The sequence below is a fragment of the Ornithinimicrobium avium genome (assembly GCF_003351765.1).
Lineage (GTDB): Bacteria > Actinomycetota > Actinomycetes > Actinomycetales > Dermatophilaceae > Ornithinicoccus > Ornithinicoccus avius.
This window is the reverse complement of the sequence record NZ_CP031229.1, coordinates 1,239,079-1,253,837: the sequence shown is the minus strand read 5'-3', so window position 1 is coordinate 1,253,837 and position 14,759 is coordinate 1,239,079. Positions and strand designations below refer to the sequence as shown.

Sequence of the window (14,759 nt, the reverse complement as noted above, 5' to 3'; positions counted from 1 at the left end):
CCAGAGTTTCCCCACAGCGAGGAGAGCGTCCCCATGTCGGTCATCGTCGGCTATATCCCCACGCGTGAAGGCCGTGCGGCCCTGCGCGCCGCCCGTGCCGAGGCACTGCTGCGTGAGACCAAGCTGATCGTCGTCAACTCCCACCGCGGCGGTCGCGACTTCGACGCCGTGGAGGCCCAGCGCTTCGAGGAAGAGCTGACCACCGTGCAGCACGACCTGGACGAGGCCGGCATCCAGCACGAGGTCCGCGCGCTGGTGCGCGGCAACGAGCCGGCCGAGGACCTGGTGCAGGTCGCCGACGAGAGCGACGGCATGCTCATCGTGATCGGGCTGCGCCGCCGCACCCCGATCGGCAAGCTGATCCTGGGCTCCAACGCCCAGCGGATCCTGCTCGAGGCGACCTGCCCGGTGCTGGCGGTCAAGGCCGGCGAGGACGACTGAACGCGAGGTCCACGGCATACCTTCCGGGCCGTCGCAGCGGGCGAGAAACGCCCGCTGCGACGGCCTGGGCATATCTCTTGGAGGGTCGACGTTTTATAATGGCAGGGTCGCCCGCCGTCGACACGGGTCTACCACCGCTTCCGAACTCGTCACGACGACTCCTCCCTGCCCCGCCGCCGCCCTGACCGCGCCAGAAATGAGTTGGTTCTTCCAGTGACCGCCAAGACCTCCCGTAACCCCGCCCCGACCGAGCTTCCGCCCGCCTTCGAGCACAAGGCTCTCAAGTCTCTCCTGGCGCAGGGCACGCAGGACGGTCACGTGGCGATGTCGCAGGTCCGGGACGCGCTCCACGAGGCCGAGGTCTCCACGTCCGCCGCCCAGAAGAAGGTGCTCCGCGTGTTCAGCGACCAGGCGATCGAGGTCCGCGACGACGGGACCTCAAAGGCCGCCGCGCCCCGGCGCGCCGCCCGCAAGACCGCGGCCAAGACGACGGCCGCGCCCGCCGCGAAGACGGCTGCCAAGAAGTCGGCCAGCAAGACCGGCGCCAGCAAGACCGCGGCCAGCAAGACCACGGCCAGCAAGACCACCGTCGCCGAGACGTCCGCGGAGGCCGCGGGCGAGGGCGCACCCGCGGCGAAGGCTGCTGCCCCCAGGACAGCCGCCAGGAAGACCGCGGCCAAGACCACCGCGGCGTCCAAGACCGCTGCCAAGACCACCGCTGCCAAGACCGCTGCGTCGAAGACCGCGGCCAAGGACGCCGACACCCCAGCGCAGGAGGCCACCACCGCGACCACGCGCCGCACCGCCACGAAGAAGGCGGCCACCACGCGCGCCGCCGCCGGTGCCGCCGCGGGCGACAAGCCGGCGCCCCGCAAGCGTGCGGCCAAGAAGGCCACCGCCGCCAGGACCACCGCCGTCGAGAAGCCGGACGAGGACGTCGAGGTCGACGACGAGGACGCCGACGAGGAGGACGCCGAGGCCGACAAGCCGGTCACCGCCAAGAAGGCGTCCGACAAGGACGACGACAGCTTCGTGCTGTCCTCGGCCGACGACGACGACGCACCGGCCCAGCAGGTCGTGACCGCCGGCGCCACCGCGGACCCGGTCAAGGACTACCTCAAGCAGATCGGCAAGGTCGCCCTCCTCAACGCCGAGCAGGAGGTCGAGCTCGCCAAGCGGATCGAGGCCGGCCTGTTCGCCGAGGAGAAGCTGAAGTCCGGCGAAAAGGTCGAGGCCAAGCTCAAGCGCGAGCTGTGGTGGATCTCCCAGGACGGCAAGAACGCCAAGAACCACCTGCTCGAGGCCAACCTGCGCCTCGTGGTCAGCCTCGCCAAGCGCTACACCGGCCGTGGCATGCTCTTCCTCGACCTCATCCAGGAGGGCAACCTCGGTCTCATCCGTGCGGTCGAGAAGTTCGACTACACCAAGGGCTACAAGTTCTCCACCTACGCCACCTGGTGGATCCGCCAGGCGATCACCCGGGCGATGGCCGACCAGGCACGCACCATCCGCATCCCGGTGCACATGGTCGAGGTCATCAACAAGCTCGCCCGCGTCCAGCGCCAGATGCTCCAGGACCTGGGCCGCGAGCCCACCCCGGACGAGCTGGCCAAGGAGCTGGACATGACGCCCGAGAAGGTCGTCGAGGTCCAGAAGTACGGCCGCGAGCCGATCTCCCTGCACACCCCGCTGGGCGAGGACGGCGACAGCGAGTTCGGCGACCTCATCGAGGACTCCGAGGCCGTCGTGCCCGCCGACGCGGTGTCGTTCACCCTGCTGCAGGAGCAGCTGCACTCGGTGCTGGACACGCTCTCCGAGCGTGAGGCCGGAGTGGTCTCGATGCGCTTCGGCCTCTCCGACGGCCAGCCCAAGACGCTGGACGAGATCGGCAAGGTCTACGGCGTGACCCGCGAGCGGATCCGGCAGATCGAGTCCAAGACGATGAGCAAGCTGCGCCACCCCTCGCGCTCGCAGGTCCTGCGGGACTACCTGGACTGAGGCCGTGCGCGCACCTGCGGGCCGGAGCCCCCGCGCGCTCGAGGGCATGTATGTCGTCCGCCTCACCCCGGAGGACTGGCGCAGCTACGCCGAGCTGCGGGTGGGCATGCTCACCGACGCCCCGGACGCGTTCTGGACGACGCTGGCCGAGGTGCAGGAGCGCACCGAGGAGGAGTGGCGACGCAGCAGCAACGGCCACACCCTCCAGGCGCGCGACGCCGGCGGACGGCCGGTGGGGACGGTGACGGTGCTCACCCCGGAGGTCCCGCCGCACGTCGGGCTGCTGCCCGGCGCCGGGGACGCGCTCGTGCTGGCCGTGTACGTCATACCCGATGCGCGCGGGCGGGGCGTGGTCGACGCGCTCCTGGAGGCGGCGCGGGCCCTGGCCCGGGACGTGCTCGGCGCGGACCGGCTGGTGCTGCAGGTGACCGAGACGAACGTGGCCGCCCTCCGGGTCTACGAGCGGCACGGCTACGCGCTGACCGGGCACTCGCTGCCGCACCCGCGCCAGCCGGGCGTGCGCGACCTGGAGATGGCCCGACCCGTCTGAGCCGTCCGTCCACGCGGTCCGGGCCGGCGGCGGTCGGTGCAGCGGGATGGCGATCACCTGGCCGGCGCTCCGTCACGCCTCTGCCTTGCCCCGCACGAGGTGCAGACCCTCGGAGACCTCCCAGCCGGTGTCGTCGGAGAAGTGGCGCAGGTACCAGGCCACCGCCTCAGCTCGGCCGCGCACCCGGAGCTTGCGGTAGATCGCCGAGGTGTGGTGCATGACGGTCTTGGCGCTGATGCCGAGGTCGACGGAGATGTCCCGGTTGGTGCCGCCGGAGACGAGCCGTGCCAGGACGTCCAGCTCGCGCCCGGTCAGCTCGTGCCCGGTCAGCTCGTGCCCGCTGCGGGAGGACGCTGAGACCTCGCCCGGGCGGGCAGGCTCCCGTTCCCGCCCGAGCAACGGACGGGAGGCGGGGACGGCAGGGCTCGTCCGGCGCACCTGCGCGGCGTAGTCCAGCGCGGCGTCGATCGCCTCGTCGAGGTCGAGCCGGCCGCCCCAGGCGAGGTGCGTGCTCGCCTCCGGGTGCGTCGCGGCGGCCGTGTCCAGGCCGCGGACCGCCCGGTCGTAGGCGTCGGCCACCAGCAGCGGGAGGGAGGGGCGCAGCAGCGCGTCGTGGTGCAGGAGGATCCCCCGCAGCCGCCAGGCCCACTGCAGGTCCCCGGTGCGCACCGCCAGCAGGAACAGGCACAGCAGCGGCGGTCCGGAACGCTGCCGCGTGCCGTGCGTGCGCACCCGGCGCAGCGTCGTGGCGCAGTGCTCGGCGGCCCTGGCCGGGTCGTCCGCGGTGAGGGCGCCGAAGGCCGCGGTCGGCTCCAGCCAGTCCAGCACGGCGAGGTCACCGCAGTCGTGGGCGAGCCGCACCAGCTGGTCCAGGGAGGGCAGGTCGTGCGGACGTCCGTGCTCCGTGGGCAGACCGCGCAGCAGGATGGAGGGGCGCAGCACCAGGGCGGGATCGTCCAGGTGGTGGCTGCGCTCCAGCGCCTGGCGCGCCCACCGGGCAGCGGCCACGAAGTCCCCCCGCTGGTGGGCGAACATCCCGCACCAGGTCTCCAGCCTCGAGAGCCGGACCTCGTCCCCGAGCCGTTCGGCCAGCCGGCGGCCCTCGTGCGCCCACTCCTCGAGGCGTGTCCGCTCGACCATCGAACGGGCCGCCTGGACCGCCAAGCAGGTGATCTCCAGCAGAGCGCGCTCCCCCAGGGAGCGGGCCCGCTCGCGGACCTCGGCCAGGGCGTCCGCCGCGGCCGTGGTCGCGGCCGGTGACTCGGCGGACTCCGCGCGCAGCAGCTCGCGCCAGGCGGTGAGCACCAGCACGTCGCTCGGATCGGACATCCCGGCCCCCTCGGTCCCGGCGCACAGGTCCAGGACGGTGCCTGTCAGACCGAGCACCTCCGGCGTCGTGCCGCGTCCGGCCCGCACGGGCAGCAGCGCCAGGAGCAGGACGCTGGCGTCGGACGCGTCGCGGTGCCGCAGCGCCCGCCCCAGTGCCGCCTCGAGGTCCTCCTCCAGGGGTGCGACGAGCTCCCGGGCGGCGGTCGGCCGGCCGGCGCGTTCCAGGGCGACGGCCTCCTCGGCCACCCGGCGTGCCCACCGGCGGTGCCGGCCGAGGAGCTGGGGCGACGAGGGGCTGTACGCGGTGCCGTCCGCGGTGCCGTCCGCGGTGCCGCCCAGGTGCCCCCGGAGCAGCGGCGGCAGGGAGAAGCGGCTGCCCCGCTGGTCGTGGTGGGGCTCCACGAGGTGGACGTCGACGAGGGCGGAGAGCTCGTCGACCACCTCCGCGCGTCCGCAGACCTCCGCGAGGGCCTCGATCCCGACGGGGCCGTGGAAGACGGCCAGGTCCTCCAGCAGGGCCCGCTCTCCGGGCTCCACCAGGGAGATGCTCAGCGCCACCGCGGCGAAGAGGTCGTGGGTGTCGTCCTGCCCCGCCACGGCCCTGGCCCGCAGCAGCCGGCCGGGCTCGCGCGCCAGCAGGCTCACGAGGGTGGCGGGGGAGTAGGTCGCGGTGCGTGCCGCCACCAGGCTGATCGCCCCCGGCAGACCGCCCAGCGCGCCGCAGATCCGGGCGACGTGGCCGATCGCGGCGTCCTCCATCTCGGCGGCCGTCCCGGTGCGCGAGGCCACGTCGAGGAAGATCTGGACCGCCGGATGGTGCCGCAGCACGTCCGGGTCCTCCGTGGGGTCCGGCGCCTCGAGGGGCGCCAGGCGCACGACGACCTCGTCGGCCAGCCCCGAGGGGGTGCGGGAGACCAGCAGCACCCTGCGCCCGGGCTGCGCGTCGCGCAGGTGCCGCACCACCTCGCGGGCCCCGGTCACGTGGTCCGCGTCGTCCACGAGGACCAGCCCGGCCGGTGGGACGACCTCCAGGGCGGCACGCAGGGCGCCAGGCAGCGTCGTGCGCCGACCCTCGACACGGTGGTGCTCGGGTCCCGCGACCTCGACGGCCGCCCGCGCCACGCTCGTGCGGCCCGACCCCGGCAGCCCGGTGATGGTGACCAGCGAGCCCGGCTCGCCCAGCGCGGTGGCGACCGACCGCAACGCCTCGTCGCGACCGTACAGCCTCACGGCACGCATCTTGCGAGTATGGCAGCGATCGGCGGCCTCGTATAGGGCGGTCGCCCTAGACGAGTTGTCCACCCGTCGGGAACTGGGGCATCCGCCCGATGCGCAACCTGTGCAGATCCTGGTAGGCCTGTCCGTCGGGACCGCTCCTGCTCCGGGGGCGGTCCGGCTCCGGCGGCAGAGGGAACGATCATGGCGACGACGTCCAGGTCCCCGAGGATCACCCGCGCGCTCGGGGTGGCGGTGGCTGCGAGCATGGCGGTGGCCGGCCTGACCGTGCCCGTCCTGGGCACCGCCGGCCCGGTGGTGGCCGCGGACGACACCCTGGGCCGGGAGGCGGTGCTCACTCCGGAGCAGCTGGGGACCGGCGGGCTCGACGGGCTGCAGTACGCCGACCCCACCGAGGCTCTGTCCCTCATCGACCCGCCGACGGCCGGCAGCCGTGGCGGTGCCAGCCTGTCCTACCCGCTGCTCGTCCCGCCCGGACGCGGCATCACCCCCGACCTCTCGCTCACCTACGGCTCGGAGGGGGACGACGGCTGGACGGGTATGGGGTGGGACCTGTCGGTCGGCGAGGTCGCCGTGGACACCACCTTCGGTGCGCCGTGGTTCGACGCGGACGAGGAGAGCGAGTCCTACACCCTCGACGGCGACGAGCTCGTGCCCAACGCGGTGCGCGACGACTGGGAGCCGCGCGTCGCCGAGCGCCAGGACTGGACCCGTCAGGTCGAGACCGGCTACGAGCAGATCATCCGGCACGGGGACAGCCCCACGACCTACTTCTGGGAGGTCCGCGACAAGCAGGGCAACGTGCGCTGGTACGGCGGCACGCCCGACTCCGGCGGTCCCGTCCCGGAGGTGGCGGCCACGATCGACCCCTCGGCCATCGTCACCGACCTCGACGGCAACGGCGTGCGCTGGCTGCTCTCCGCCCAGCGCGACGTCGGCGTCAACCTCATCACCTACCACTACGAGACGCTGCGCTACGAGAGCAGCGACAGCGGCTGGGACGCCGTGGACACGTGCACGCACCCGTCGAGGATCTGCGGGAGCCACACCTTCCTGAGCCGCATCGACTACACCGCCAAGGCGACGGCGGACGGGCCGGAGGACCCCGCCTACCAGGTGCGCTTCGAGCTCGAGGACGGCGACCGGCTCGACCCCGTCGTCGACGCCACCGGCGGCTACGTCGACGTGCTCGCGCAGCGGCTGGCCACCGTCAAGGTGCTCCACGGCGACCCTGCCGACCAGCCGCGCACCTCCGACGACACCTACGGCGACCTGGCCGTGCGCTACGACCTCGCCTACCTCGAGGACACGCCGTTCGACAAGTCGCTGCTCGGCAGCCTCACGCAGAGCGGTGGCGACCCGGACGAGACGGCCGTGCACACCTTCGGCTACTTCGACGACGTGCGCGCCGGCGACGGCACGTACGCAGGCTTCGGGGAGAGCGCGACGTGGCTCACGGGCGACGACCTGAGGACCCGCTCGATGCTGGACAAGAAGGTCGCCCCGGGGGCCCTGGGGGCCTCGGAGTCGAACTCGGCCGAGGGGCACGCCTACATCGGGTTCAACCCCGAGATCCCGCAGAAGGTCGGCTCCTTCGGCGGCAGCATCCAGGTCGGCGGCGGGGAGACCAAGGCGCTCTCGGAGTGGATGGACATCAACGGCGACGACCTGCCGGACAAGGTGTGGCTGGACGGGCGCACCGTCTCCTACCGGCTCAACCAGAACGGCCCGAAGGGCACCACCGAGTTCGCCGGCCCGCAGGACACCTCCGGCATCGACTCGCTCTCCTTCGACCAGAACGTCGACGTCCAGCTCTCCGTGGAGGCCTACCTCGGCGTCACCGTCTCCTTCGGTCTGGGCACGAGCGTGTCGTGGAGCAACTCCTACTTCAGCGACGTCAACTCCGACGGGCTGCCCGACCTCGTCAACGACGGCACGGTGCTGTTCAACCACCTCGACGACCAGGGCCGGCCGACCTTCGAGAGCTCGAGCACCAACACCGTCGTGCCCCTGCCCACCGGCAGCGGCCCGGCCGCGCCGCCGAGCAGCGACCTGCTCCAGCAGATCCAGGACCAGCTCGAGGAGAGCTCGCCCCTGGTCGACACGGTGCGCCGCTGGACGGCGCCAGCCTGCGGACGGGTCGTGATCGAGGCACCCGTGACGCTGACGCCGGTCGACGGCGACTCCCTCGACGGCGTGCGCGTCGCGGTGCAGCTGGGCGACGACGAGCTGGCCTTCGACGAGCTCACGGTCGACGGCACGACCACGGCCTTCGAGGCCGCCGGCCCGGTCGACCCCGCCGAGCACGACGACGACAGCGGCACGGCATACACCTGCCCGGCCGACGAGCCGGTGGACCTGCCGAGCGAGGCGGACCAGGCGACCCCGGGCGGGGTGGCCTTCCCTCTCGTGCTCGACGTGGCCGCCGGCGACGCGATCTACTTCCGCGTCGGCTCGGTCGACGACGGCGCCGGGGACCAGGTGACCTGGTCCCCGGTGATCAGCTACGCCGAGGTCGCGGGCTTCGGGTCCGCCGCCGACGTGCCGCCGGACGTCAACGGGCTCTCGCAGACCGTCTACGACGCGGCCGCGGACTTCACCACCGTCGGGCGGCCGGACACCCGGGTCGGTATGCCGTACGCCGGCACCGTCTCCTTCTCCGCCACCATCGAGAAGTCCGCCGAGACCTCCGACGACCTCGACCTCGTGCTCGAGCACGGCGGCGTCCCCGTGGACCTCGGCGCCGACGCCCACCTGACTGCCGACTTCACGGGCACCCGGACGGTCACGGCGAGCTTCGACGTCACGGCCCCGCCGCTGCCCGACCCGGACCACCCCGAGCAGCAGGTCGGGGCGCCCGACACCGTCGGCGCCCACCTGGCCGTCGACACCCCGATCGACCTCGGCGCGGTGGAGTGGTCCTCCTCGCTCACCTACACCGCTGCGACCGGTCCCGACGGGACTGCCCTGGACGTCGCTGACGCCGACGGCGACCCGAGGATGGTCATGGACCTGACGCCGGAGGTCGACATCTACCCCCAGCGGCGCCCCGCCGGTGTGTCGGTGCCGTGGACCTCCAGCGTCGGCGGGACCTTCGACGCCGTCGTGGGCCTGACCCAGGACACCGGTCAGGTCGGCGGTCCGGTGACCGTGTCGGTCAAGGACGCCGACGGCGTCGTCGCGCAGGCGACGCTGAAGCTGGACCCCAACCCCGTGCCCTTCGCCCTCGCCTCGGTGCACACGGTGCAGCTCGACGCGGCCCTGACCTCGGACACCGACTACTGGGTCGAGGTGACGATGAGCGACCCGTCGGTCTCCGAGACGACCGAGCTGACCTCCTTCGCGCTGCGGCCGGACGGCGCGAGCGACGGCTCCGGCGACGTCGCGCTCGACGTGCCGGTGCTGGCCAGCGGGCTGCAGGGCATCTTCCCGCTGCCCTACCGCGGCTGGGCGGTCGCCGGCTACCGGGCCGGCGGGGACCTGGCGACCCGGCCGATCCAGGAGGACGCCTTCGTCGTCGACCCCGACGACTACCCCGACGACGCCGACACGCAGAGGCCGGACGGCTTCGACGACGTCGCCGACGGTGCCCCGACCACCGAGCGCGCCTACGCCTACCTGGGCCTGGCCGACCCGCCCGGGGTGCCCGCCGAGCTCGCCGCCGACTTCCCGCGGCGCGGGCCGCTGGCGGGCCCGGTCTGGCAGGGCACGAGGGAGAACCTGGCCGCCAGCGCCACCAGCATGCGCTCCTCGCGCCTCGGCGCGGACAGCATCGACCTGGGCGTCGCGGGCGGCTCCGGCCGGGCCGTGACCCGCGTCTCGGTCACCGCCCCGGCGGCCGCCCTGGCGATCGGCCTCGGCCCGCTCGGCGGCAGCCTGGGCGTCTCGCCGAGCTTCGGCCTGGTCGACCTGGAGGACCTCAACGGCGACGGCTACCCCGACGTGGTCACCGACACGCAGGTGCAGTACACCCGCCAGCGCGGCGGCTTCGCGCCGGACAGCGTGGGCTTCGACGGAGAGACCGAGGCACAGAACCTCACCGCCTCGGCCTCCCTGGGCCTGAGCATCGGCCTGGTCGACATCAACGCCAACGCCAAGGGGCAGACCAACGCCACCGAGGGTGACTCCGCCGGCAAGGGCGGCGACGCCAACGAGAGCGGCGTCGGCCTCGGCGTCGACCTGGGCGTCAGCGGCAGCTGGACCAACCCGACCACCTCCGGCGGCTCCGGGGACACCGGCGTGCCCGGCGTCCCGACCAACCCGGCGCAGGAGTACGGCGAGGACTTCACCGACGCCGCGGGCGAGGCGACCGACGGCGGCTCGACGACCCAGAGGGCGCTCGCCGACGTCAACGGCGACGGGCTGCCCGACGTGGTCCGCGGCACGCCCGACGGCGTCTTCGTCCGCTACAACCTGGGCTATGCCTTCACCGAGGGCGAGCTCAGGCTGGGCAGCGGAGGCTTCGGGACCCGCGACTCCTACGCCGGGTCGACCGGCGGCGGCTTCTCCACGCCGTGGGCGGAGTTCGCCGGCGGGGTCACGCTCGACTGGAACTACGACATGGCACGCTGGTCCTGGCAGGACCTCAACGGCGACGGGATCCTCGACCAGGTCCACAAGGGCGCGATCGACGGTCCTCCCACGGTCCGTTTCGGCACCGGCAGCGGGCTGCGCGACGCCGTGACCTACGGTCCGATGCAGTCCGGGCAGCCGGCGATGGGCTCCATCGACGTGGGCCAGCAGGCCTCCTTCGACCGGTCCAGCAGCGTCGGCGGCGGCTTCAACTTCACCGTCTACGTGGGACCGCTGTGCCTGCCCACACCGCTGTGCTACATCGTCATCAACCCCGGAGCCAGCTACCAGAACTCGCTGTCCAGCAGCGAGGTGACGCTGGCCGACGTCAACGGCGACGGCTATGCGGACTCGCTGGCCACCACCGACGACGCGGCCCTGCAGGTGATGCTCAACACGCACGGGCGGACCAACCTGCTGCACACCGTCGACAACCCCCTCGGCGGCACCGTCGAGCTCGACTACGAGCGCAAGGGCAACACCGTGGAGCACCCGGGCTCGGTGTGGGTGATGAGCAGCGTGAGGGTCGACGACGGCCACCCCGGGGTCGTCGACGGCGTCGACACGGACGGCGCCGACGTGCTGCAGCGCACCTTCGACTACGACGGGCTGCGCTTCGACCGGGTGCACCGCCAGTCGCTGGGCTTCGCCACGGTCACCGAGCACGAGGTCGACGCCTCCGACGGCACCGTGATCCGCAGCACCGAGCGCAGCTACCTCAACGACAACGTCTTCGACGCCGGGCTGGCCACCACGGTGGTCCAGTACGACGCCTCCATCGGCCGGGGCGAGGGCAACATCCAGGGCGCCACCATGGAGTGGGGCTTCCGCGACGCCCGCGACGCCCTGGGGGACATCCATGCCCCGGTGACCACGGTCGACGCCGCCGGCCTGCCCGGCGCGATCGAGGTGACCGGTGTCGGCTCGCTCGGCACGTCCGTCGCACCGCTGCTTCTCGAGGTCGGCGAGCAGCAGTACGACGGTGCCCAGGTCGGTCAGGAGACGCTGAGCGTCTACGCCTACGACGGCCTCGGCAACGTCCTGACCCAGCTCGACGAGGGTGAGACCGAGACGACCGCCGACGACGTGCTGACCCGGATCGTCTACAGCACCTGCAACATCTCCTCCACGATCGGCTGCCCGACCGCGCCGGCCGCGCCGAGCCCGCTGTGGGACCAGGACGTCTGCCCGACCTGGGTCAGCCTGCCTGCCGAGATCACGCTGACCAACGGCGCGAGCGGGGCCTCCGAGATCGTCTACGGCCACCGTGACGGGCGCGCCGCGCTGTGCGACAACGCCTCGGTCACCCACCTGGAGGAGCAGATCGACGGCACCGGCGCCACCGCCGTGACCGACCTGGCCTACAACGAGTGGGGCGCCTACGACCGCATCGTCCACCCCGCGGGCAAGGACGGCGTCCGGTATGCGGTGCAGTACACCTACGACGCCGACCGGCACTCCGACGTCGCCCGGGTGGCGGAGTACGACCTGGCCACCGACGCCGCCGTCGCCGCCTTCATCGCCACCGGCGACACGAGCGGCGCGCTGCGCACCGGGGTGACCTCCTCGGCCACCTTCGACCCGCTCTCCGGGCGCGTCGCCTCGCGCACCAACGCGCCGGGGTGGACCACCAGCTACACCTACGACACCCTCGGACGGATCGTGGCGATCAGCCAGATCGGGGAGAGCGAGGCGCTGGTCAGCTTCGACTACGCGCCCAGCGACCCGGACTACGGGTATGCCGTCGCGCACCACACCGACGCGCTCCACCCGGGCGACACGATCGACACCGTCACCTTCGTCGACGGGCTGGGCCGCACCACGCAGACCAAGCGCGACGTGAGCCTGCACACCGCCGTCGGCGAGCCCGGCGTGGCGGGGCGCAGCGTCAGCGGCGCAGTGGCCTACGACGCCCTCGGGCGCGTGGTGAGCGACCACTACCCGACCGTGGACCAGCAGCCCGAGCTCACGGCATACGACCTGAGCGTCCCGGACCCGGCCGCCGCCACGGTGACCGTCCTGGACCTGTGGGACGCGCCGGACGAGGTGACCCAGCCCGGTGGCCGGGTGACGACGAACGTCTACACCTACACCGAGCTGCCCGGCTCCGACCCGGCGACGGTCGTCTACGAGACGGTCAGCACCGACCCGCGCGGTCGGGCCACCACGACGTGGACCGACATGCGCGGCCGGGTGCTGCAGATCGACGACGAGCCGGCGGGCGAGCCGAGGCTGACGTCGACCTACGACTACGCCGGGACCGGTGCGCTGCTGAGCTTCACCGACTCCTCGGGCGAGGTGACCACGCACGCCTACGACATGCTCGGGCGGCGCACCTCCACCGACACCCCGGACGCCGGCCTGGTGGAGATGACCTACGACGACGAGGGCCGGCTGACCAGCCGGGTCACGCCCAACCTGCGCGCCGCGGGCACGGCCACCACCTACGACTACCAGCTGGGCAGGCTCGTGACCATCGACCACCCGGACGGGACGCCCGACGTGTCCTACACGTACGGCGCCATGGGTGCCGACGGCAACGGCGCGGGGCGCATCACCCGCGTGGAGGACGGCACGCGCATCCTCGACCTCGGCTACAGCCGCGGCGGGACCGTGGTGAAGCAGGCCGCGCAGGTCAAGCTGCACAACTGGGACCCGGCCAGGGCGCAGGACTTCACCTGGACCACCACGTGGGACTACGACGGGCTGGGCCGGCTGCTGCACATGACCTACCCGGACAGCGAGCGGCTGACCTACGACTACGACGCCGGCGGTCTGGTGCGCGCCGTGACCGGTGAGGAGGACGGCTACGAGGACGTCATCATCGGCTTCGACGAGGAGGGCGAGCCGATCGTCGAGCGTCGTCCGCGGACGTGGCACTACGACTACCTGCTCGGGTCGACCTACGACGAGTTCCTCTCGCCGCGCTCCTCGGAGTACGGCAACGCCGTCACGACCGAGTGGGCCTACGACCCCGCGACCCGGTGGCTGGACCGTCAGCGGACGATCTCTGCGGACCGCAAGGTCAAGAAGCCCGCGCAGACCGAGATCCAGGACCTCAACTACGACTACGACGCCGTCGGCAACGTCCTGGCGTACCGCAACGAGCTGCCCGCCCCCGAGCCGAGCCTGTTCGGCGGCCCGAGCCGGCAGACCTACGAGCTCGACGCCTACGACCGGCTGGTCGGGGCGCAGGGCCAGTGGGACGTCGACACGAAGGCCACGCGCGCCTACGCGTTGGACCTGGAGCTGGACGAGCACCGCAACGTGGTCGCCAAGAACCAGCGCGACGTCATACGCAAGGGCAAGAAGGAGCTCGTCCAGGACGAGACGACCTACACCTTCGACCGGACCTACTCCGACGCCGCGCCGGGGCTGGCCGAGTCCGCCGACGGGACCGTGGGACCGCGCAGCTACCACTTCGACGCCGACGGCAACCTGCTCGGGACCAAGGACTCCAAGGGCAGGTGGATCCGACAGCTGACCTGGGACGCCACCGACCGGCTCACCCTCGTGGACGACTCGTCGGCGAGCACGACCTACAAGTACGACGACTCGGGCCAGCGGATGATCGAGCGCGGACCCAACGGGGAGACGGCCTTCGTCAACCCGTGGTTCACGCTGCGCAACGGCACCGAGATCTACAAGCACGTGTGGGCCGGCGACAACCGCATCGCCACCCAGCGCGACGACGGCGGCGAGGAGGAGCTGACGCGCTACTTCCTGCACCAGGACCTGCAGGGCAGCACCAACATGGTCACCGACTACCGCGGAGAGACCTTCCAGCACCTGGAGTACTTCCCGGGCGGGGAGATCTGGTTCATGGAGAACAGCACGGTCTACCGCACGCCGTACCTCTTCGGCGGGCACTACTACGACGAGCGGCGCGACCTGCTCGACGTCGGCCCGCGGTGGTACGACACCCGCGAGGAGATGCTCTACTCGCCCGACCCGCTGCTGGCCGGCGACCCGACCGCGGTCGTGGCCAACCCCGAGCTGCGGGCGGCGTACTCCTTCGCGGGGTCCAACCCGGTGAGCTTCATCGACCCCTCCGGGCAGGCGTTCATCTGGACCAAGACGCGCCAGAACGCCCAGATGGAGGAGATCAAGAAGTACCGTGCCGCCCTCGACGCGACGCCGGCGCTGCGTGCCCAGGCGCTCGCCGACCTGCAGCGCACGCTGCCGAGCTCGTTCGCGAAGTATGCGATCAGCAAGCACACCGCGCGCATCCAGAAGCTGGACCAGGTGCTCAGCGCGGTGCCGCTGGTCGAGGTCAACGTCTCGACCGGGACGGTCAAGCTGGGCTTCGTGGCCAGTCCGCAGGTGACGGTGCGCAAGGGGTCTGCGACCGGCGGCGACGACGCGTCCGGGGCAGCCCCGCCACGGCCCGACGCGGTGCTGCCCGGAGGCCCCGGTCCGGACGTGGGCGGCGACGCGGCGGCGGACAGCCTCACGCCGGCGCAGGTGCAGAAGCTCAAGCCGCTGCCGCCGCTGCCGCACAAGGCCGCCGCGGACGCCGGCGGGGACGCCACGGACGCCCACGCCCAGGCGGTTCAGCGGCAGAAGGCCAAGCCGTTGCCGCCCACGCCGGTCAAGCAGCAGGAGGCGGTGCCCAGGAGCGACGAGTAGCCCG

At 72.5% G+C, this 14,759-nt stretch carries 5 protein-coding genes; 4 read left to right on the top strand and 1 reads right to left on the bottom strand.

What is annotated here, in order from left to right:
• Positions 1-33 precede the first annotated feature (33 nt).
• The 3 genes from DV701_RS05670 to DV701_RS05660 all read left to right on the top strand — a co-directional run bounded on the left by DV701_RS05670 (position 34) and on the right by DV701_RS05660 (position 2,989).
• Entirely contained in the window at positions 34-441 is a 408-nt protein-coding gene (locus DV701_RS05670; protein WP_114927442.1) for a universal stress protein, read from the top strand.
• Between the two features lie 213 nt (positions 442-654).
• Positions 655-2,439 carry an RNA polymerase sigma factor gene (locus DV701_RS05665; protein WP_114927441.1) on the top strand — a complete coding sequence of 595 codons (1,785 nt, stop codon included), beginning with the start codon at positions 655-657 and terminating at the stop codon, positions 2,437-2,439.
• A gap of 4 nt (positions 2,440-2,443) precedes the next feature.
• Entirely contained in the window at positions 2,444-2,989 is a 546-nt protein-coding gene (locus DV701_RS05660) for a GNAT family N-acetyltransferase (RefSeq protein ID WP_162802833.1), read from the top strand.
• Positions 2,990-3,061: 72 nt separating this feature from the next.
• On the opposite strand, the gene DV701_RS05655 is transcribed toward DV701_RS05660, so the two are convergent.
• On the bottom strand, positions 3,062-5,548 hold the full coding sequence (locus DV701_RS05655; RefSeq protein WP_162802832.1) for a LuxR C-terminal-related transcriptional regulator: 2,487 nt from the start codon (positions 5,546-5,548) through the stop codon (positions 3,062-3,064).
• 189 nt (positions 5,549-5,737) lie between these two features.
• On the opposite strand from DV701_RS05655, the gene DV701_RS05650 reads away from it, so the two are divergent.
• Positions 5,738-14,755: a SpvB/TcaC N-terminal domain-containing protein gene (locus DV701_RS05650; protein ID WP_114927438.1), complete on the top strand. Its 9,018-nt coding sequence runs from the start codon at positions 5,738-5,740 to the stop codon at positions 14,753-14,755.
• The last annotated feature ends 4 nt before the right edge of the window (positions 14,756-14,759 follow it).

Coding starts and splice junctions, on each gene's coding strand:
- DV701_RS05670 (WP_114927442.1), top strand. CDS start 34: ATGTCGGTCATCGTCGGCTATATCCCCACGCGTGAAGGCCGTGCGGCC.
- DV701_RS05650 (WP_114927438.1), top strand. CDS start 5,738: ATGGCGACGACGTCCAGGTCCCCGAGGATCACCCGCGCGCTCGGGGTG.